Source organism: Alphaproteobacteria bacterium, from assembly GCA_015231795.1.
Taxonomy (GTDB): Bacteria; Pseudomonadota; Alphaproteobacteria; order Rhodospirillales; family WMHbin7; genus WMHbin7.
Map to the genome: position 1 here is coordinate 56087 of JADGAX010000001.1, position 18647 is coordinate 74733.

The following is an 18647-nucleotide window of genomic DNA, read 5'->3' on the forward strand; positions in this document are numbered from 1 at the left end:
TTCATTTTGGGTTCAGCCCTCATTCAGCGTCGGTCAGGCATCTTCATGCGTGTGATGAAGGTCACAATAGTCGTGTGACGTTCGACACTGTGCGGCTTTGATGGTTCAGACAATCTTCGCCACGCAAGTTCACCACTCAATGGAGATATCTCATGATGAAAATTTCCACCCTGGCTTTGGCCATCGCTCTGTCGCCTGCCATTGCCCTGGCTGCCAACGCCAATGACGCCATGAAGACGACAGCCCCGGCCAGCGAAGCCGCAGCTTCGCAGAACCTGCTTTCGCCCGAGCGTATCCGTGAATTGCTGGTGGCCCAGGGCGCTTTGCATGTGTCGCCTTTGAAGCGCGTCAGTTCGAACGAGTACGAAGCCAAGATTCTGACCGCCGCCAAGGGCTGGAACAAAGTCTTCATCGATGCCAGGACGGGTCAGGTGATCGACGACCCGATGCGGGCCTTCCGCCACTAAGCCAGGGGTTGGGCGCTAGGTTTGTATCTATATGTTGACTATGCAGAACATATCGAGTTGAGAACGATCCGAGTCGCGGAACAAGAATCCAAATACAGAACATTTGCGAACACACTGAATCCAAATAACTTTTTTATAAATAGGCTCTTGACGCCGCGACTCGGGCGTGATTCCGTGGATGGCATGAACACGATGCAAGAACTGCGTCGGCGGCTGAAAGCCATCCTGCCATCCCTGCTGGGGCTTTGTGTGTGCGCCTATTTCGGATTCCACGCCATCCAAGGCGATCGGGGTGTGGTCCGGCTCCTTCATTTGAAGCAAGAGCTGAAGCAGGCGGAAGAGACCTTCGTCGTCGTCCATTCAGAAAGAACTGCTTGGGATTCCCGGGTCTCTGGCCTGAAGCCCGGTTCGCTTGATCCCGACCTGATCGAGGAACGCGCCCGCGTCGAATTGGGCATGGGCCGCAAGGGTGAGCGCGTTATCTTCCTGAATGGAAATCCGTAGGTCGAAGGCTTACAGTTTCGGCAGCAATCCGCCAGCCTTCTTGCCGTTCAGCATAATCTGTCCATCGGCTGCTATGTCGATTTTGTAATCGAGTTGCCCTTTGCCGTCCGGGATGCCGGTGGCGCTCAGGATTCCCAAAACCGCCATTGACGACAGCAGGCCTGCCGAGCCGCCTTGGCTCAGTCCTTTCAGCCTCTCCTGGACGCCCGATAGTTTCGCCGTAAAGGCGCCGGTGGTGGGGGCCTTGGGCGGGAAACGGGCATCGCCCACCAGCTTGGCGGTCAGATGCGCCGAACGGGCTTGCCCATCGGTCAGCGTCAGTTTCGCGTTGTGTCGGTGCAAGATGGGTTCGATCCGCGACCACAGCGCCTTGCCGAACGGGTTCGAACCGTCGGCGGCGGCGGGCACTAGCTGGGCCAGGGCTTCGCGCCAGTCGAACGGATCGACGATTCCCTTCAGGCTTAGTTGGGTTGGGTTGATTTCCTGCGGCGCGCCCGGCGTGCTGGGGGCGGGCGACTGGTGGCGCCAGGCGAAATTCAGCCGCCCGGTTTCCTTCAACGGCTTTTGCGCCAGTTCCAGGCGTCCTTGATCGATTTTGATCACGGTGCGGTCGGCGGCGCGGTAGCCGTGTAAGTTCATTAGATCGACGACGCCCTGGAAAGAGCCATCCGGGCTGCTGGCGTTCAGCTTGACGCTGGCGGCGGTGATGTTGTCGCCCGAGGCGAATTCGACGCCGACCGTTTCCAGATCGATCTTCAGTTTCGCAAAGACCTCGCGCTTGGGGTCCCACAACCCGTCGATGCGGTTGCGGCCGATCTTGGCGGCGGCCCTGACCTGTCCGCCCGCCACGAAACGGATCATGTCCGACACATGGCCGGTGACCGCCCAACCGCCTTGAGACGGCGCGATCAGGAACTCGGCCGGGCCGAAATCGATGGTCGCCAGATTGTTGCCTCCGGTCGGCGCCAGCCAGGCCAGTTCCGACACTTTTACCGTAAAACCACCGGATACGGCGGGCAGGACATGGATCGGTTCGGCGAAGGATAATTTGCCCTCGCCCGGTTTGTCCTGGGTCCAGGCCGCCAAGGCCTGGCCGAGGCGGTTTTTGAAGCCTTGGGCGTCTTCGGCATTTGCCGGAAAGGCCAGGGCGAGAAAGGCGAGGATCAGGGCTGATTTGCGCATGGCGTTCCAGATACGTGGAAATCATGGCATTTGCAAGGCGGGGCCCGCTCGACACCTGAGGGACAACTCGGAGCGAAGCGACTAGGCCCAAGGGGCCGCACGCCTGATGGCGTGGAAGCCAAGCGCCCAGAGGGCGCGCCCGGCACCTGAGGGGCAACATAAAATGCATACCCCCATGCGCGGGCGGGGGGTATGCAAGACAGTGCGTGCCAATTATTCTCTGCCGGTCCAAGAATAATAGGAGTTCCAGATGCCTGCCCTGCGCTCACGCACCTCGACCCATGGCCGCAACATGGCTGGCGCCCGCGGACTTTGGCGCGCCACCGGCATGAAGGACGAGGATTTCGGCAAGCCGATCATCGCCGTGGTGAACTCCTTTACCCAATTCGTTCCCGGCCATGTGCATCTGCGCGAGATCGGCCAGATGGTGGCCCGCGAGATCGAGCGGGCCGGGGCCGTGGCCAAGGAGTTTAACACCATCGCCATCGACGACGGCATCGCCATGGGCCATGGCGGCATGCTTTACAGCCTGCCGTCGCGCGACCTGATCGCGGATTCGGTCGAATATATGGTCAACGCCCATTGCGCCGACGCCATGGTCTGCATCTCGAATTGCGACAAGATCACGCCCGGCATGATGATGGCCGCCATGCGTCTGAACATTCCCACCGTGATGGTTTCCGGCGGGCCGATGGAAGCGGGCAAGGTGGTGATCGGCGGCAAGACCCGCGCCGTCGATCTGATCGACGCCATGATCCAGGCAGCCAATCCGGCGACCAGCGACGAGGACGTCACCGCCTATGAGCGGTCAAGCTGCCCGACCTGCGGTTCCTGCTCGGGCATGTTCACTGCAAACTCCATGAATTGTCTGGCCGAGGCGCTGGGCTTGGCGTTGCCCGGCAACGGCACCCTGGTCGCCACCCATGCCGACCGACGGGAATTGTTCGTGCGCGCCGCCCATCTGGCGGTGGAGATCACCAGAAGATGGTACGAGAACGAAGACGCCAGGGTTCTGCCGCGTTCGTTGGCCAGCATGAAGACCTTCGAGAACGCCATGGCGCTCGATATCGCCATGGGCGGCTCCACCAATACCGTCTTGCATCTGCTGGCCATCGCCCGCGAGGCGGGAACCGATTTTACGATGAACGACATCGACCGCCTGTCGCGCAAGGTGCCGCATCTATGCAAGGTGGCTCCTTCGACCCCAGATTTCCATATGGAAGACGTGCATCGCGCGGGCGGCATCATGGCCATTCTGGGCGAGCTGGATCGGTTGGGGCTGATCCATCGCGACGTGCCCACCGTGCATAGCCCCACCTTGGCCCAGGCGCTCGAGGAATGGGACGTCATGCGCACGAAGTCGCAGGAAGTGGCGGCCTTTTATCGCGCCTCGCCGGGCGGCAAGCCTACCATCAAGGCCTTCTCGCAATCCAAGCGCTATCGGTCGCTTGATCTGGACCGCAAGCATGGCTGCCTGCGCGAGGGTGCTAACGCCTATAGCCAGGATGGCGGTCTGGCCGTGCTGTTTGGAAATTTGGCAGAGCAGGGCTGCATCGTCAAAACGGCGGGCGTCGATGCCTCCATCCTGACCTTTGCTGGTCCCGCCCAGGTTTACAACAGTCAGGACGAAGCTGTCGAAGCCATCTTGAACGGCAAGGTCAAGGCAGGCGACGTGGTGATCGTGCGCTATGAGGGGCCTCGGGGCGGACCCGGCATGCAAGAGATGCTGTATCCCACCAGCTATATTAAATCGATGGGTTTGGGTAAGGAATGCGCCCTGATCACCGACGGGCGCTTTTCGGGCGGCACGGCGGGCTTGTCGATCGGCCATGTCTCGCCGGAAGCCGCCGAAGGCGGCCTGATCGGCTTGGTCGAGACCGGCGATCGGATCGAGATCGACATTCCGAAGCGGCGCATTCAATTGGCCGTGCCCGACGACGTGCTGGCGGCCCGCAGGGCCGCCATGCTGGCCAAGGGGGCCGACGCCTGGATGCCCGTGGGCCGCGACCGCAAGGTTTCGCAAGCGCTTCAGGCCTATGCGCTGATGGCGACCAGCGCTGCCCAGGGCGCCGTGCGCGATCTGTCCAATCTGACCCGCAAGGTCTGACCGATGCCTGCTCCGGGGGGTGCCAGCGGTCATCTTGACCGTTTCGTGCGTGATCGTCTGCCCTTGCCGGGCCAGATGCCCGATTTCGATTACTCGGCCCCGCATCTGCATGGCTGGCCAGATCGCTTGAACGCCGCCTCTGAATTGGTGGATCGCGCCTGTTCGCTGGGTTTTGCCGACAAGCCCGCCACCATCTGGGAAGGCACGGTCTGGAGTTTTGCCCATCTCAAGGACCGTTCGGAGCGCATCGCCCGCGTGCTGGTCGAGGATTGGGGGCTGGTGCCCGGCAATCGCGTTTTGCTGCGTGGCACGAACTCTCCCATGCTGCTGGCGTCCTGGCTGGGCGTCGTGCGGGCTGGCGGCATCGCCGTCACCACCATGCCTTTGCTGCGCGCCAAGGAATTGGGCTTCATTCTGGAACGCGTGAATATCCGCCATGCGCTATGCGAGGCGTCGCTGGCCGAGGAAATGATCCTGGCCGCCGAGAAGGCGGGCGAGCCTGCAAAGGTTGGCCTGTTCCATCCCGTGGGAACCGGCGGTGGCGATTTCGAGCGCGCCCTGGAAGCCAAACCGAACGGCGGCAAGGTGGCCGATACCTCAGCCGACGATCCGGCGCTGATCGTCTTTACATCGGGCACCACCGGCCAGCCCAAGGCCGCCGTCCATTATCACCGCGATGTGATCGCGGTTGCCGAATGCTGGCCCAGGGATTTCGGCATCAAGCCGGGCGATGTGCATACCGGCTCGCCGTCGATGGCCTTTTCATACGGCTTCGGCGCCTTCATCGCCTTTCCGCTGCGCCATGGCTGCTGTTCGGTCATGCTGCCCAAGGCGGCCCCCGACGCCATCTTGAACGCCATCGCCAAGCATCGGGTGACGTCGCTTTTCGCCGTGCCGACCTCGTACAACGCCATGATGGACGAGGCCAAGAAATACGACCTGTCCAGTCTGCGTTTCTGCGCTTCGGCGGGCGAGCATCTGCGCGATCACACTTTCCGCAATTGGATCGAAGCGACCGGGCATCGGCTGGTCAACGGCATCGGTTCGACCGAGATGCTGAACCATTTCATCGCCCAGCCTTTGGGGGTGGAGCGGCCCGGTGCCACCGGGCGTCTGTTGCCCGGCTATACGGCGCGCATCGTCGATCAGGACGGCAATCTTGCGCCATTGGGCGAGAAAGGCTGGCTGGCCGTCAAGGGGCCGGTGGGTTGCCGTTATTTCGACGATCCAGAACGTCAGAAAGTTTATGTCAAACAAGGCTGGAACGTCACCGGCGACATTTTCGAACAGGATGCCGACGGCTGGTTCTGGTATATCGACCGCGGCGACGACATGATCGTCTCGTCGGGCTACAATATCTCGGCCCAGGAGGTGGAACAGATTCTGATCGAGCATGCCAGAATCAAGGAATGCGCGGTGGTCGGAGCGCCCGACGACGAGCGGGGCCAGATCGTCAAGGCCTTCGTGGTTCTGAAAGATGGGGTCACCCCCAGCGAGGATCTGGCCCGCGACATTCAGGAATTTGTCAAAAACGCCGTGGCCCCTTATAAGTATCCCCGCCTGGTGCGTTTTCTGGATGAATTGCCCAAGACCGCCACCGGCAAGATTCAAAGGTATCTGCTTAAAGAGATGGAGTAAGCGCGTGTCAGGCAATCGGGTTCTGGTCTTTCTGCTGGCCTACAATGCCGAGCGGTTCATCCAGGATACGATGAAGCGAATCCCCGAAGAACTGAAGGAATTCGACACGCATGTACTGATCATCGACGATGCGTCGAGGGATCGCACTGCCGAAATGGCGCTGGAATTCCAAAAATCGACGCCGTTGCCCTTTCCCACTACCATCCTACGCAATCCGGTCAATCAGAACTATGGCGGCAACGTCAAGCTGGGCATGCGCTATGCCATCCGCGAAGGCTTTGACGCCATCTGCCTGATCCATGGCGACGGCCAGTATCCGCCGGAAAAATTGCCGGAATTCGTACGCCCCTTGCTGGCGGGCGAAGCCGATGCCGTTTTCGGCTCACGCATGATGGTTCCCGCCGACGCCCTGAAAGGCGGCATGCCGATGTATAAATATGTCGGCAACAAGGTGCTGACCCGTTTCGAGAATTGGGTGCTGGGCACCGATCTGTCGGAGTTCCACTCGGGCCTGCGTCTCTATTCCGTCAAGGCGTTGGAGCGTTTGCCCTTTCATCTCAATTCCAACGATTTCCATTTCGACACGGAAATCATCGTGCAACTTCACTTCGCTGGCCTCAGGATCAAGGAATTTCCCATTCCCACCCGTTATGGCGAAGAAGTCAGCCACGTCAACGGATTCAAATATGCCTGGGATATCGTCAAGCAGGCGACGTTGGGCCAGTTGCAGCGCCTGAGCTTGGTCTATCAGCGCAAATTCGACGTGTCGCCCAAGGGACGCGAAGTGCTGTATCACGTCGGCAAGATGACTTTTACCGAGGCTCATCGCATGGCGGTCGAAACCGTACCCGCCCAGGCCAAGGTGTTGGATATCGGTTCGTCCGATGGGTTGGTAGGGGCGGCATTGAAGGAAAAGGGTTGCCATGTCGCCGGCATCGACAAACATGCGCCACCCAAGGAGCGCGGGTATGATCGCTTCACGCCCTCAGACCTTGATCGCGACCCTTTGCCGGTTGATCCCACCCACTTCGATTGCGTTCTGCTGCTCGATTTGCTGGGGCATCTGAAGGAACCCGAGCATTTCATGGAACGCTTGCATGAAAGCCTGGGGTCAAAGCCTGAAACCCAAGTCATCGTCACGGCTGGCAATATCGGTTTCATACTGAACCGTCTTCAATTGCTGTTCGGCTATTTCAATTACGGCAAGCGGGGCATTCTGGACGCCAGCCATACGCGCCTGTTCACGTTCCAAAGCCTGCCCAGATTGCTGGAGGAAGCAGGGTTCGAAGTCACCAGCGTGCAGGCGGTTCCCGCGCCATTCGAGCTGGCCCTGGGCGACAATGGCGTTACCAAGATTTTAGTAGCGCTCGACCGATTGCTGCTAAAGCTGTCGCGGGGATTGTTCGGTTTTCGCATCTTTGTATTGGCCCGCCCGCGCCCGACACTGGATGGCATTCTCGCCAAGGCTGTTGCGCAGGAATAGCTATTCCGCCATCCGCCTCGTTTCGGCGGCAATGCGTTTCAAATAGTCGCCATAGCCGCTTTTGCCGTAAGGGGCGATCAGGCTTTCAAAACGGGCCAGATCGATGAACCCCATGCGCAGCGCGATTTCTTCCAGGCAGGCGATCTTCAGTCCTTGGCGGGATTCCACCGTTTGCACGAATTGCGCCGCCTGCAGCAGTGAATCATGCGTGCCGGTATCCAGCCAAGCATAGCCGCGCGACAGATGTTGGACAGTCAGCGCCCCCAGTTCCAGATAAAGACGGTTGAGGTCGGTGATTTCCAACTCGCCCCTGGGCGAGGGTTTCAGCGAGGCCGCCAAATCGCAAACCCGGTTGTCGTAGAAATACAAACCCGTCACCGCCCAGTTGGATTCCGGTGCCGTGGGTTTTTCTTCCAGCTTGGTGACCTTGCCTGATTTGTCGAAACTGACGACGCCGTAGCGTTCGGGATCGGCAACCTCATAGGCGAAAACGGTGGCACCCTGGTTCGAACGCGCCGCTTCTTGCACCAAGCCGCGCAATCCGTGGCCGTAATAGATGTTGTCGCCCAGCACCATGGCGACTGAATCCTGGCCGATGAACTCGCGCCCGATGATGAAAGCCTCGGCCAGGCCGTTTGGTTGCGGCTGTTCAGCGTATGAGATGTTCAGGCCAAGATTAGATCCGTTGCCCAGCAATTGGCGAAAACGCTCAATGGCGTCCGGCGTCGTGATCAGCAGAATGTCCCTGATGCCTGCCAGCATCAGCACCGACAGTGGGTAATAGACCATCGGCTTGTCGTAGATAGGCAACAGTTGTTTGTTCACCGCCTTGGTCATTGGATGCAGGCGCGTGCCCGAACCGCCAGCTAGTACGATACCCTTCACCGCTTTTCTCCCGTGCCAGCGCGTTGGGTCGCCTTGTGCTTTTCAACCAATGACTCCCACCAGCCGCGATTGTCCAGATACCAAATGACGGTATTGCGCAATCCTTGCTCAAACGAAACGGATGGCTGCCAACCTAGCTCATTTTGCAGTTTTGTCGCATCGATGGCGTAACGATGATCGTGACCGGGTCTGTCTGTCACATACGAAATCAGACGCGCATGCGGTCTGTGGGGCGAGGCGGGGACGAGTTCGTCCATAAGCCGACATAGGGTTTCGACGACATCGATATTGCGTTTCTCCGATCTGCCGCCCACCAGATAGCTTTCGCCCAGACGCCCACTTTCCAAGATGGAAATCAAGGCGCTGGCATGGTCATCGACGAACAGCCAGTCGCGCACGTTTTCGCCTTTGCCATAGACGGGCAGGGGCTGGCCTGCCAGGGCGCGCACGATCATCAGGGGGATCAGCTTTTCGGGGAATTGGTAGGGTCCGTAATTGTTCGAGCAATTGGACAGGACCACCGGCAAGCCATAGGTATGATGCCAGGCCAGCGCCAGATGATCCGATGCCGCCTTTGACGCCGAATAGGGCGAGCGCGGATGGTAGGGCGTGGTCTCGGTAAAGGCGGGATCGTTTGGCCCCAGACTTCCGAACACCTCGTCAGTGGATACATGATGGAAGCGAAAGGCCGCCTTCCTCTCGCCCGCAAGGCCGCGCCAGTAATCGAGCGCCTCTTCCAGCAGGCGATAGGTGCCGGTGATATTGGTGTCGATGAATTCAGCCGGGCCGTCGATCGAGCGATCGACATGGCTTTCCGCTGCCAGATGCATGATGGCGTCGGGCTGATGCTTGGCCAGGACGGAGCGAACGGCAGCGCTGTCTCGGATGTCGGCTTGCTCGAAGGCATAGCGTTCGTGCGTCGCGACCGCAGCAAGCGAGGCCGGATTGGCCGCATAGGTCAGCGCATCGAGATTGACCACCTGATGCGCCGTTTGGCTGATCAGGCGGCGCACCACCGCGCCGCCGATGAAACCTGCCCCGCCGGTGACGAGAATCTTCATGGCGCGCCACCGAAACGCCCGAAGAGGGGCGGCAAATCCTTAAGCCTTGGAAAGGTTGTGTCGCGTTCTGCCAGAATGGCTTCGTCCTCGGCCACCGGCCAAGCGATGGCAAGGTCGGGATCATTCCACAACAGGCCATGCTTGTTGCATTCGGGGCTGTAGGGCGACGACAGTTTGTAGACCAGCTCGGTGCCGTCTTGCATGGCGCAGAAACCGTGCGCGAACCCCGTGGGTATGTAAAGCAGCTTCCAGTCGGTTTCATCCAGCTCGACGGCCACATGTTGACCGAAACTGGGCGACCCTTGCCTGAGATCGACGGCGACGTCCAACGCCTTGCCCCTGGCGACGCGCACCAGTTTGGCCTGCGCCCGGGGCGGCGTTTGGAAATGCAGGGCGCGCACCGTCCCTTTTCTGTTCTGGCGCGACAGTCCGTCCAGCACCCAGTTCTGGCAAATGTCCAGGCCCTCGAATTTCGCGGCATCCCAGGTTTCGACGAACAGGCCGCGCGCATCGGCGTGCGGGTCAAGGTGCACGATCTTCACATCGGGGATGGCGGTGTCTTCAAGGCGCATGGGGACCCGCGATCAAGGTTTTCAGCAACCCCTCCTTCAAGTTGACGGTAGCTTTCCAACCGGGAATTTGCGGACCTTGCCAAGGAATGTCGATATGCCGCGCGGGGACCTTCCATTCGCCCCATAATTTGTTGATGCTGCGCCCGGCGACCTCTTCCAGCGTGACGACGACATCTCGAATGGCGTGCCTGAATCCGGATACGGCAAAGCGTCGGTTCTGCCAATCTTGCTGCCTTCCGATCAGTCCTGCGCCAGCCAGATACAAGGCTTCTGCCACGTCGCTGCGATAGGTCAGATCCATCACCATGTTTTCGGCGGGCAACGGCAAGGGAGCGCCGGTTTCCAGCGCCTTGATCAGCGAGGGCACAAGTTTGGCGCGCTTGTCGCCGGGGCCATAAGTGTCGAACAAAATCAGCGTGGTCGCGTTCAGCCCCAGATCCGCATGATAGGCCAGGATCGTTTCGAACGCTTCCTTGCTGGCGGCGTACAGATTGAAGGGCCTGGGCGTTTGCGACTGGTAGAATTGGGCAAAGGTGCCGACATTGACGAAGTTGATGAAATCGCGCCGGATCAGCGAGTCCAATAGGCATGCGCCCAGGGTGACGTTGGCGTCGATCAGGCGCTGAATGTCGTCGGGAGCCGGATCGCGCAAATACAGATTGGCCAAGTGATAGGTGATGTTGGGGCGGCTTTTGCGCACCGCTTCGTCGATGGAGGTGGCCGTTCCGTCAATGGGATGCAAGAAGACGCCCTGGCGGGCCAGCCCTGTCGTGTCGGTCTTTTCGCGCACGATGGCGTGGACCTCAAGCCCCAATTTCAAAAGCCGCTCGGCAAGGGCCATTCCCGGAAAGCTGGTGGCACCTGTGAGCAAAGCGCGGCGCATCGTCGGACCTAGAATGTCTTGGCGAAAGAGCGGAATGTTTCTTCGACATAGGCCAGGGCCTTGGCGTCAAGCCCCTGATGGCAACCGATCAGAATGCCGCCCCGCATCACGCGATCGGCATTGGCGAATCCTTCGGGATCGGCCCGGTGGGCAATGCCCTTGAAGCCCGGTTGGCGCAGAATGTTGCCGGTGAAAACGGTGCGCGTTTGAATGTCGCGCTTCTCGAAATGGATCTGCAGATCGCGCCGGGTGAAAGGGGCGTCGTCCCTCACAATCAGCGGGAAGGCCAGCCATCCGGTGCGCACGTCGCTGCGCTGGCGCGGCAGGATGAACCAGTTCTCATATTGAGAGAAGAAACGCAGCAAGGCCTGGAAGTTGGCCTCGCGGGTTTGGATGAAGCCCTCCAGCTTGGCCAACTGGGCCAGCCCAAAGGCCGCCGAGATTTCAGAGGGCAGGAAATTATAGCCTATGCCCTCGAAAATGAATTTTGAATCGTAGGGAATGCCATCGACCTCGGCATTGAATCTGGCATCGACGCTTTCGGTCTCTCCCATCAAACTGCTGGATCGGCCCCAACCGCGCAAAAGCGTGGCGCGGCGCGCCAAGCCCTCGTCGTTCATGCTGATCATGCCGCCGAAACCGGCGGCGGTCACCACATGCGATGCATAGAAGCTGGTGACGGAAATGTCGGCCAGGGTGCCGGTGGGGCGACCCGAAATGGTGGCGCCCAGCGTGTCGCAAGAATCTTCGATCACGTAAAGGCCGCGGCTGTCGGCGATGCGGCGCAACTCCACCCAGTCGGGCAGATTGCCGATCAGGTTGGGAATCATCAGCGCCTTGGTCTTGGGGCCGATCAGCGCTTCGATGCGCTTCGTGTCCACGACATAGCTGTCGGGTTCCACATCGCAAAAGACCGGCATAAGACCCAGTTGGATCAGAGGCGCTACCGTCGTGGCGAAGGTCAGGGCGGGGGTGATGACCTCGGCCCCCTTGGGCAGGTCGAGGGCGGCAAAGGCCAGCAGGTTGGCCGACGAGCCGGAATTGACCATCAAACCATGGCGCTTTCCGAACAAGGCCGCGATCTTGCCTTCAAACTCGGCCACCTTGGGTCCGGTCATCAGAGCCAGCGACTGATTGCGCAGCACATCGATGACGGCGGCGATCTCTTCTTCGCCATAAATGGCTTGCCCATAGAAAACACGCATCAGACGATCTCCACTTTGCGCACGGGCATGATCCACTTGCCGCCCTGCGCCCGCCAGGACTGTTCCTTGGCGTCGATTTCCTTGAAATGGTTCCAGGCGAACAGCACGGCTGCATCGGGCGGCTGGGCTCGGAATTGATCAGGCGCCACGACGGGAATGTGGCTGCCCGGCGCGAAGGTGTTTTGCTTGGCGGGCGTGCTGTCTTGTATCCAATCCAGGTGCTCGGGCGTGATGCCGCACCAGTTGATGACGGTGGCGCTTTTGGCGGTGGCGCCATAGCCCACGACGCGTTTGCCCTGGCGTTTGTACCCGTCGATCAGGTTCATCAGACGATCACGCGATTCCTCGCAGCGCTGCTTGAAGCGCAGGTAGGTTTCCGCCTTGTCCAGTCCCAACCGCTGTTCCTTGCCCTGGGCCGCAGTCAGTTCAGGCGAAGGGGAACGCACGCCTTTGCGCCCAAGATGGTAGCGCATGCAGCCACCATGATGGTCATTGTGCTCGACATGGAACACTTCCAGCCCATGGCGTCCGAAGGCGTTGTTCAGCGCCGTGATCGACCAGATATACATGTGTTCGGCGTAAACTTGGTCATAGGCGCAGTCTTCGACCATGTCGCCCAGATAGGGGTCTTCTTGGATCATAACGCCGGTGGGCTTGAGCAAGATGGCAACGCCTGCCGCCACGGCATTGATGTCTTCGATATGGTGCATGGTGTTGGTGGCGATGAATAGATCGGCGTTGCCGTGTTCCGCCACGATCTGCTTGGCCGTTTCGACGCCGAAGAAGGCGCATAGGGTTTGAACTCCCTTGGCTCTGGCAGCCTCGGCGACATTGGCGGATGGCTCGATTCCCAGGTGCCGGATGCCCGCATCGGCGAAGTTCCGCAGCGTGATGCCGTCGTTTGAGCCGATCTCGGTCACGAAACAGTCGGGACCGGTCAGGTAGCGCTTCTTCAAATCCTCGGCCATCTCGGCGAAGTGGCGGCTCATCACCGCCGAAGTGCTGGCGAAATAGGCATAATGATCATGGAACATCTGCTCGGGCCTGGGAATTTCCACGATCTGAAAGCATTTGCAGGAAGGGCAAAGGGCCGGTTTCAGTTCGTAGAAATACTCGCCCGCGAACTCGGCTTTCGAGCGCAGGAAGGCGTTGGCGATCGGCATGCGACCGAACGACATGAAGGGGACGACAGGGGTTTGGCAGATGCGGCAAGAATAGATCATGGCAAGCGGCAAGCTAGCTTCTTGAGAAGGGGAAATCAACCGCCCCGGCAGCCCCAGAGGTCGAAGAATCGCCCTTTTTCCTTGGCTTCGTAGCTTTCCAGAAATGCTTGACGGTAGGAAAACAGGAAATCCTGGCCCAAAAAGACGCTGGACATAGTGAACGGCTGCTCTTGGGCGGGGATCAGCCATAAGTCGGTCTGACATTTGGCTAGTCGTTCTCGTCTGGCCGCCGATGGGGGAAGGCCGACAAAGGCGGCTTCCATGTCCGACCAGCCATCGAAGGTGTTGGGATGGCCCGCAAAGGCCAGCATGGGCTTCAAGAAAGTGGCGCGGTAGGTTTCCGCCACGTCGCGCCCGAAGCCCATTTCTACCGATTGGCCGGGATGGCGGGTCAGGATACCCTCTATCTCGGCCTTGGCTTCGCTCATCCAAGCTCTTTCATTCATGTATTTATGCATGCGCCGCTGAGCGGGCCAGCCCAAGAACAGAGGGATCAGGATCAGAAGCAACAGCGCGCCGGTCAGGCGTTTTGGGCTGGCGGGCAGAGCGGCCCGGCCAAGGCGCAGGCATAAATCGGCCCAGATGGGCAGGAAGGGGACCAGTTGATACCAAGCGCTTCCCGCCACCGATGCGGGATAAAGTCCAATCAGAACGCATAATCCATAGCCAAGGGCATAAAGCCGTTCATTCTGCTCCAACCCCTTCCAGGCCCAAGGCAACAGCAAAAGCGGGGTCAGAAACGGCAGCATGCGTTTCAGGGCGTAAAGCAGCAGATCTGGTTCGATGCCGCGCACGCCGACCACCTTGGACAGGCCGCCCAGATACAGATCAAGCGGAAAGGATGGGTGCAGGAATGGCATGTACCAAGCCGCGGCGGCACAAAATGCCGCCAGCGGCCAAGCCAGAAGCCAGCGCCTGGCGGCAAAGCCAAGTGCTAGCGGCGCCAGGAACAAAAATCCATGGGCCTTTACATTCATGGCCAATCCGACCGCCGCGCCTAACGCCAAAGGGGCGGCCCACCAGACCTTGCCGGAGCGCCCGAACTGGGCGCTGGCGGTCAGGCCCAGGCTGGCGATCATCAAAGTGATCGGATCGGCCCTGGTCCAGAAGCTATAGGGGGTTGCCATGAGCATTCCCGCCCCCAACAGCGCCAATCCCGGCGCCAGCCAGAGTTGGCCAAACCTGTTCCAAACATGGTGGGCGAAGGCGGCCAGGGTTACGATGGCCGCCAGAATGCCCCCCAATTTACTGGCGGCAATCGAGCCGCCGAAAAGGGTAAGCCAGAAGCCGTTCCACAGATAGGGCAGGGGGCCGTAAACGGTCAGCAGAAAATCAGGCGCGTCTGGGGGCATATAGGCAGGCAAGCCCTGGGCGACGCGCCAGGAGCGCGAGGCCATGTTGGGTTCGCCGTGATCGAAATATGAAGCAAAATCAATATAATGAATGAAAAGCCAAGCCAGCAGACCCAAAATGGCCAAGCTGACGGCGCTAAACAGATGGCGCTTTGCTAAATCTGCGCCAATGGCTGGGAATCGTTGAGTATCTGGCATGGGGGCGAGATTGTCCGAGCTTTGCTCTTGCGTCCATTGAAAATTAACGCTCATGCGCGTATATTCTAGGTGTGGCTGCTGAATGCGGCGTGGCCGTCGGATAGGCGGCAAGTGAACAGGATGTTCAAAATGATGCTCGTTCTTGCGACGTTGCTTTCCTCCTTGATGCTCTGTTGGTCGGCTTGCGGGCAATCGCGAGCGGTGCCGGTGCCTGCGCGCAATCGCGCCAGGAGGTGGTAATGGCTATCGACTATGCCGGCGGGCTTTCCATTCTGTCGTCTTCGTCTTCGACATTCTCCAGCAAGTCGATGCAGGACGTGATCTACGAAAAGATCACCGAGCAGTACAAGGCCAAGATTGAAAAAGCCAGCGAGGCTCGCAGCGAAGTTTACGACTCGCGCGCCAAATATTACGAAGCGCAGAACGAGAAACTTTCCATGGTCCGTGGCGGCGTCAGCAATGCCGTCGAGTCCATCGGCGGCGCCGTTGAGGGCGCCAAGAAAATCAAGGACTTGATCTTCGACCTCAAGGTTTTATTGGAGAGCGCTGACCGCGATCCGACCTATTACGCCCAGGAATTCGACAAGAAGCTGGCCGCCATCAATTCCGAAGTGCAAGAAAGGGCGGGCGTCTACAACCTTCTGGGCGCCAAAAGCCGCACCAATTACGAAGCCAGGGACTACGACCTGAAGGTGGACGAAAGCGGCACGGCGGTGACGCTGCAAGGTTACAACATGTCCGTGGATTACATGATTACCGACAGCGACGGTAAATTTTGGGTTCCGGATATGCAAAACAGCATCAAGCGTTACGACAATTACGACGCTGCCGACTTGAACATCGATACAACTTTCTCGACGGCCCAGACGGCGGCGGCCGGATCGGGTTCGGCGACCAGCAAGGTGATCACGCGAACCGACACCGATTACGCCAACAGCGCCATTTCCTTCAATGTCGATGGCGTCGATTATACGGGCACCATCTCGAAGGGCGGCCTCAATGTCGGCCAAAGCTGGATATATGGCGGCTTCGATTCGCCAGAAGGCATCGCCCAGGCGGCTTCGGAAGTCGAGGATGCGCTCGAGAATGCGGAAATGATGGTGGCGCAGCTTTCCGCCATGCAAGTGACGACCGAGGGCCAATACAACATTCTGGAAAACACGACCATTCAGAATAAGTCCGAGATGACCAAGGCGTTGATCGCCCAGATGCAGGAAGAGTACAGCTTTGCGGCGAAGCTTAAGCGTGAATATGAGGGCGCCGTCACCAGCATCGCCTCGATCGCGCAAACCCAGGGCCAATATACCGAGGTTTTCGGCTCCATCCTGGGCGACAATAAGCTGATGAACTTCATGTTCAATCAGACCGTTTAGTAAGCGATCACTTAGCGCGTCTCCCAACGATTTGAATTTTTGTCTCTGCCCCGATGTGGCGGGACGATTTTGTATGCGAAACGGATTGGGTGCATCCGTCCGATTGGCGCTGGGACGACAAATTTTCATGATATATATTGTGCCGAACTTGCCCGGTCGAAATCGGGCGGATAGATTTTCTGCCGTCATGGGGCGCTTGCTTCGTGACGGCATCCATTTGATTGGAGATGTGCCGCATGACCTTTCGAAAGAACGCCCTGACCGTGATGACGCGGTCGGTGATTGTGGTGATCGCGGCGGTTTCACTTGTCAGCTATCTGATTTCGCATCGGATGACGGCCTCGTTCGAAGAGGGCCAGTTCACCCTGATGGAACAGACCCTGCATTCAAAACTCTTAGGCGCCGAGAGCAAGGCCATCGCCGCGGCGGAAATGATGGCGGCCATGCCTGCGGTCAAGAAGGCTTTTGCCGCACGCAACCGGGCGGAACTTTTGTCGGCTACGAAAAACGCCTTCCGCATTCAGCATGAAAAGTACGGCATCAGCCAGGCTCAGTTCCAACTGTCGCCGGCAACGTCGTTTCTGCGGGTGCATAATCCCGACAAATTCGGAGAAGACCAATCCGCCTATCGGCCAATGATCGTAGAAGTCAACGCCAACCAAACCATTCGCAAGGGGATCGAGATAACCACCTCGGGAATTGGCGTGTTCGGCGCCTTGCCGATGACGGATGAATCCGGCAAGAATATTGGCAGCTTCGAAATGGCCATGGAAATTGGGCCGCTGCTTGATGAACTCAAGGGGGCCTATGGCTTTGATCTTGGCTTCTTCGTCGATGAAAAAATTCTGCATGCAACCGCCACGTCGCTGAAAGGCGATATTTTCAATGATGAAAACCGCGTCGGCGCCTTCATAAAGTTCCATTCCACACATCCTGCATTGCTTCAAGCGCTGGTGGGCGACGCCGACGTCAATGTGACCGAGAGCGCCCACTATTTGCGCGAAGCCAATGGCGTTCCATACGGCGTTTTGCTGCAGCCGGTTTACAATTACGCCAAAAAGCGGATCGGCGTGATGGCCATCGCCAGCGATTTCAGCCAGACCCGCTCTGCCGACGGTCAGGCGGTGGTGTGGCAGGTGTTGCTGGGGTTGGTTTCATCGGTTCTGCTGATCGGTTTTATCCTTGTCGTCGTGCGGGGCATGATCATGCGCCCACTTGAAGTGCTGAACGAACATGTGGCTTCATTGGCCGATGGCGAGCGTGGGCGCGATCTTCCCGGCGTTGAATCCTGGTGCGAGGAAATGCGCGAACTAGCACAAAATTGCGAAAGGCTTGCCGACAGATCTGCGCATGACAAGAAGAAGGGGAACGCGGAATGATCCCTGCAGCGACAAGACGTGCCGCAAAGATTGTTTTCGCCCTGGCTGGGCTGGCGTTCTTTCTTGCGGCACCTTTGGCCAATGCGGCTTCCCCGGCGCAAGACGACGCAGCCTCGCGGGTTGTATCGATTCCACATGGAAACGGCCTGCCGGTTGTCGTTCGCCCGGCCCTGTTCTTCAATCACCTCGAATCGTTCGATGACAACGCCGGGACGTTTGAGGCAACGGTCGATCTTCGCCTGACATGGATTGATTCCCGGTTGCGCTATCCTGCCAAAGAGGCCCTGCGCGGCTATAAGGAATATCGCGTTTCGGCGGCGGAAAAAGAAATTGCCAAGATTTGGACGCCAACCATTCGCCATGTCAATCGTGTGGGCGATCCAGCCTTCTCTGAACGTCGTCTGCGCATATTTCCCAATGGCATGGTCGAGGTCATTGACAGAATAACGGCGACCTACAAAACGCCGGTTGAAACCTCGCGATTTCCCTTCGACCGCCAGAATCTGGAAATCGTCATGGTGGTGCAGGAAGATACGGTTGAAACGGTGGATATGAATTTCACCAGCGACGATGTTGGATTCAGCCGCATATCCAAAAACGCCGAACTCGATGGTTGGTCCACCGGTTTGGTTGGCCTTAAGCGCGAACTGGTCAATGGATGGAACGGCGACCGCTATGCAAAGATCGTGGCGTCGCTGACAGTGAGTCGCGTGGCGACAAGCTCGATCGCCACCATTTTCATTCCGCTTTTCGCATCTCTGTTGATCCCGTTTCTGGCAACCTGGATGAATCGCGCGCAAGACGGCGAATTCGATGTCGATGCCTTCGAGCTTGGCAATGTCATCATCGGCGGCCTATTCGCCGTCATTGCGCTTAGCTTCACCTTCAGTTCGTCCTTTCCGGCGCTCAGTTCGGGCGACAATACGGTGACGCGACTGTTGGGCTTGAATTACGTGGCGCTGGCTTTCGGCACGATCATAACTGTCGTGTTTTACCGCTACAAATTGCCTGCGCGCTGGTTCGGAGTCTATGTGCAGGAACAGGCATTTCTGTTCTTGTCATGGGCCTTCCCGATTTTGTTCATTGCCACCGGCTTGGCGTTCGTTTTCGTCTCGGCGGCTTGATTCTCGCCGCC

At 58.9% G+C, this 18647-nt stretch carries 16 protein-coding genes; 8 read left to right on the plus strand and 8 right to left on the minus strand.

Features of this window, described 5'->3' with window-relative positions; genetic code table 11:
- The first annotated feature begins 152 nt into the window (after window positions 1–152).
- Together HQL44_00240 and HQL44_00245 are read left to right on the plus strand one after the other, a co-directional pair.
- A complete protein-coding gene (locus HQL44_00240; protein ID MBF0266996.1) occupies window positions 153–467 on the plus strand; it encodes a hypothetical protein in 315 nt (104 codons plus the stop codon).
- A 147-nt stretch (window positions 468–614) separates the two neighbouring features.
- Window positions 615–971: a septum formation initiator family protein gene (locus HQL44_00245; GenBank protein ID MBF0266997.1), complete on the plus strand. Its 357-nt coding sequence runs from the start codon at window positions 615–617 to the stop codon at window positions 969–971.
- Window positions 972–980: 9 nt separating this feature from the next.
- Here the strand turns inward: HQL44_00245 and HQL44_00250 are convergent, their stop codons facing one another.
- Window positions 981–2153: a hypothetical protein gene (locus HQL44_00250; GenBank protein MBF0266998.1), complete on the minus strand. Its 1173-nt coding sequence runs from the start codon at window positions 2151–2153 to the stop codon at window positions 981–983.
- Between the two features lie 250 nt (window positions 2154–2403).
- On the opposite strand from HQL44_00250, the gene ilvD reads away from it, so the two are divergent.
- From ilvD to HQL44_00265, 3 genes are read left to right on the plus strand one after another with little or no spacing between them, the layout of a single operon-like run.
- Window positions 2404–4260, plus strand: coding sequence for a dihydroxy-acid dehydratase (gene ilvD, locus HQL44_00255; protein ID MBF0266999.1), 1857 nt, complete (start codon window positions 2404–2406; stop codon window positions 4258–4260).
- 3 nt (window positions 4261–4263) lie between these two features.
- On the plus strand, window positions 4264–5898 hold the full coding sequence (locus HQL44_00260) for an AMP-binding protein (GenBank protein ID MBF0267000.1): 1635 nt from the start codon (window positions 4264–4266) through the stop codon (window positions 5896–5898).
- A complete protein-coding gene (locus HQL44_00265; GenBank protein ID MBF0267001.1) occupies window positions 5837–7381 on the plus strand; it encodes a glycosyltransferase in 1545 nt (514 codons plus the stop codon). Before HQL44_00260 ends, HQL44_00265 begins: the two co-directional genes overlap by 62 nt.
- Here HQL44_00265 and rfbA read toward each other — a convergent pair whose 3' ends face one another.
- The 7 genes from rfbA to HQL44_00300 are packed head-to-tail and all read right to left on the minus strand — an operon-like array spanning window position 7382 to window position 14814.
- Window positions 7382–8266 (minus strand): glucose-1-phosphate thymidylyltransferase RfbA, encoded by an 885-nt coding sequence (gene rfbA, locus HQL44_00270; GenBank protein MBF0267002.1) that lies wholly within the window; start codon window positions 8264–8266, stop codon window positions 7382–7384.
- A complete protein-coding gene (gene rfbB / locus HQL44_00275) occupies window positions 8263–9327 on the minus strand; it encodes a dTDP-glucose 4,6-dehydratase (GenBank protein MBF0267003.1) in 1065 nt (354 codons plus the stop codon). The genes rfbA and rfbB overlap by 4 nt, the downstream gene beginning before the upstream one ends.
- Complete coding sequence (gene rfbC / locus HQL44_00280) at window positions 9324–9899, minus strand: dTDP-4-dehydrorhamnose 3,5-epimerase (protein MBF0267004.1); 576 nt, start codon at window positions 9897–9899, stop codon at window positions 9324–9326. The genes rfbB and rfbC overlap by 4 nt, the downstream gene beginning before the upstream one ends.
- Complete coding sequence (locus tag HQL44_00285; GenBank protein ID MBF0267005.1) at window positions 9889–10782, minus strand: NAD(P)-dependent oxidoreductase; 894 nt, start codon at window positions 10780–10782, stop codon at window positions 9889–9891. The genes rfbC and HQL44_00285 overlap by 11 nt, the downstream gene beginning before the upstream one ends.
- 8 nt (window positions 10783–10790) lie before the next feature.
- Window positions 10791–11987 carry an aminotransferase class I/II-fold pyridoxal phosphate-dependent enzyme gene (locus HQL44_00290; GenBank protein ID MBF0267006.1) on the minus strand — a complete coding sequence of 399 codons (1197 nt, stop codon included), beginning with the start codon at window positions 11985–11987 and terminating at the stop codon, window positions 10791–10793.
- A complete protein-coding gene (locus HQL44_00295; GenBank protein MBF0267007.1) occupies window positions 11987–13210 on the minus strand; it encodes a methyltransferase domain-containing protein in 1224 nt (407 codons plus the stop codon). The genes HQL44_00290 and HQL44_00295 overlap by 1 nt, the downstream gene beginning before the upstream one ends.
- A gap of 35 nt (window positions 13211–13245) precedes the next feature.
- The gene (locus HQL44_00300) at window positions 13246–14814 is read right to left on the minus strand and encodes a hypothetical protein (protein ID MBF0267008.1); all 1569 of its coding nucleotides are present in this window, start codon (window positions 14812–14814) and stop codon (window positions 13246–13248) included.
- Window positions 14815–14999: 185 nt separating this feature from the next.
- Between HQL44_00300 and HQL44_00305 the strand changes: the two genes are divergently transcribed.
- The 3 genes from HQL44_00305 (at window position 15000) to HQL44_00315 (ending at window position 18636) form a co-directional block, all read left to right on the plus strand.
- The gene (locus HQL44_00305; protein MBF0267009.1) at window positions 15000–16133 is read left to right on the plus strand and encodes a hypothetical protein; all 1134 of its coding nucleotides are present in this window, start codon (window positions 15000–15002) and stop codon (window positions 16131–16133) included.
- Window positions 16134–16369: 236 nt separating this feature from the next.
- The gene (locus HQL44_00310; protein MBF0267010.1) at window positions 16370–17512 is read left to right on the plus strand and encodes a hypothetical protein; all 1143 of its coding nucleotides are present in this window, start codon (window positions 16370–16372) and stop codon (window positions 17510–17512) included.
- A complete protein-coding gene (locus HQL44_00315; protein ID MBF0267011.1) occupies window positions 17509–18636 on the plus strand; it encodes a hypothetical protein in 1128 nt (375 codons plus the stop codon). Before HQL44_00310 ends, HQL44_00315 begins: the two co-directional genes overlap by 4 nt.
- Window positions 18637–18647: the final 11 nt, after the last annotated feature.

Excerpts from the sequence above, each read along its gene's own strand:
- HQL44_00305 (MBF0267009.1), top strand. The coding sequence starts at position 15,000 with ATGGCTATCGACTATGCCGGCGGGCTTTCCATTCTGTCGTCTTCGTCT.
- HQL44_00315 (MBF0267011.1), top strand. The coding sequence starts at position 17,509 with ATGATCCCTGCAGCGACAAGACGTGCCGCAAAGATTGTTTTCGCCCTG.
- HQL44_00240 (MBF0266996.1), top strand. The coding sequence starts at position 153 with ATGATGAAAATTTCCACCCTGGCTTTGGCCATCGCTCTGTCGCCTGCC.
- HQL44_00295 (MBF0267007.1), bottom strand. The coding sequence starts at position 13,210 with ATGATCTATTCTTGCCGCATCTGCCAAACCCCTGTCGTCCCCTTCATG.
- rfbB (MBF0267003.1), bottom strand. The coding sequence starts at position 9,327 with ATGAAGATTCTCGTCACCGGCGGGGCAGGTTTCATCGGCGGCGCGGTG.
- HQL44_00290 (MBF0267006.1), bottom strand. The coding sequence starts at position 11,987 with ATGCGTGTTTTCTATGGGCAAGCCATTTATGGCGAAGAAGAGATCGCC.
- rfbC (MBF0267004.1), bottom strand. The coding sequence starts at position 9,899 with ATGCGCCTTGAAGACACCGCCATCCCCGATGTGAAGATCGTGCACCTT.
- ilvD (MBF0266999.1), top strand. The coding sequence starts at position 2,404 with ATGCCTGCCCTGCGCTCACGCACCTCGACCCATGGCCGCAACATGGCT.
- HQL44_00300 (MBF0267008.1), bottom strand. The coding sequence starts at position 14,814 with ATGAGCGTTAATTTTCAATGGACGCAAGAGCAAAGCTCGGACAATCTC.
- HQL44_00285 (MBF0267005.1), bottom strand. The coding sequence starts at position 10,782 with ATGCGCCGCGCTTTGCTCACAGGTGCCACCAGCTTTCCGGGAATGGCC.
- HQL44_00250 (MBF0266998.1), bottom strand. The coding sequence starts at position 2,153 with ATGCGCAAATCAGCCCTGATCCTCGCCTTTCTCGCCCTGGCCTTTCCG.
- HQL44_00310 (MBF0267010.1), top strand. The coding sequence starts at position 16,370 with ATGACCTTTCGAAAGAACGCCCTGACCGTGATGACGCGGTCGGTGATT.
- HQL44_00265 (MBF0267001.1), top strand. The coding sequence starts at position 5,837 with ATGAATTGCCCAAGACCGCCACCGGCAAGATTCAAAGGTATCTGCTTA.
- HQL44_00260 (MBF0267000.1), top strand. The coding sequence starts at position 4,264 with ATGCCTGCTCCGGGGGGTGCCAGCGGTCATCTTGACCGTTTCGTGCGT.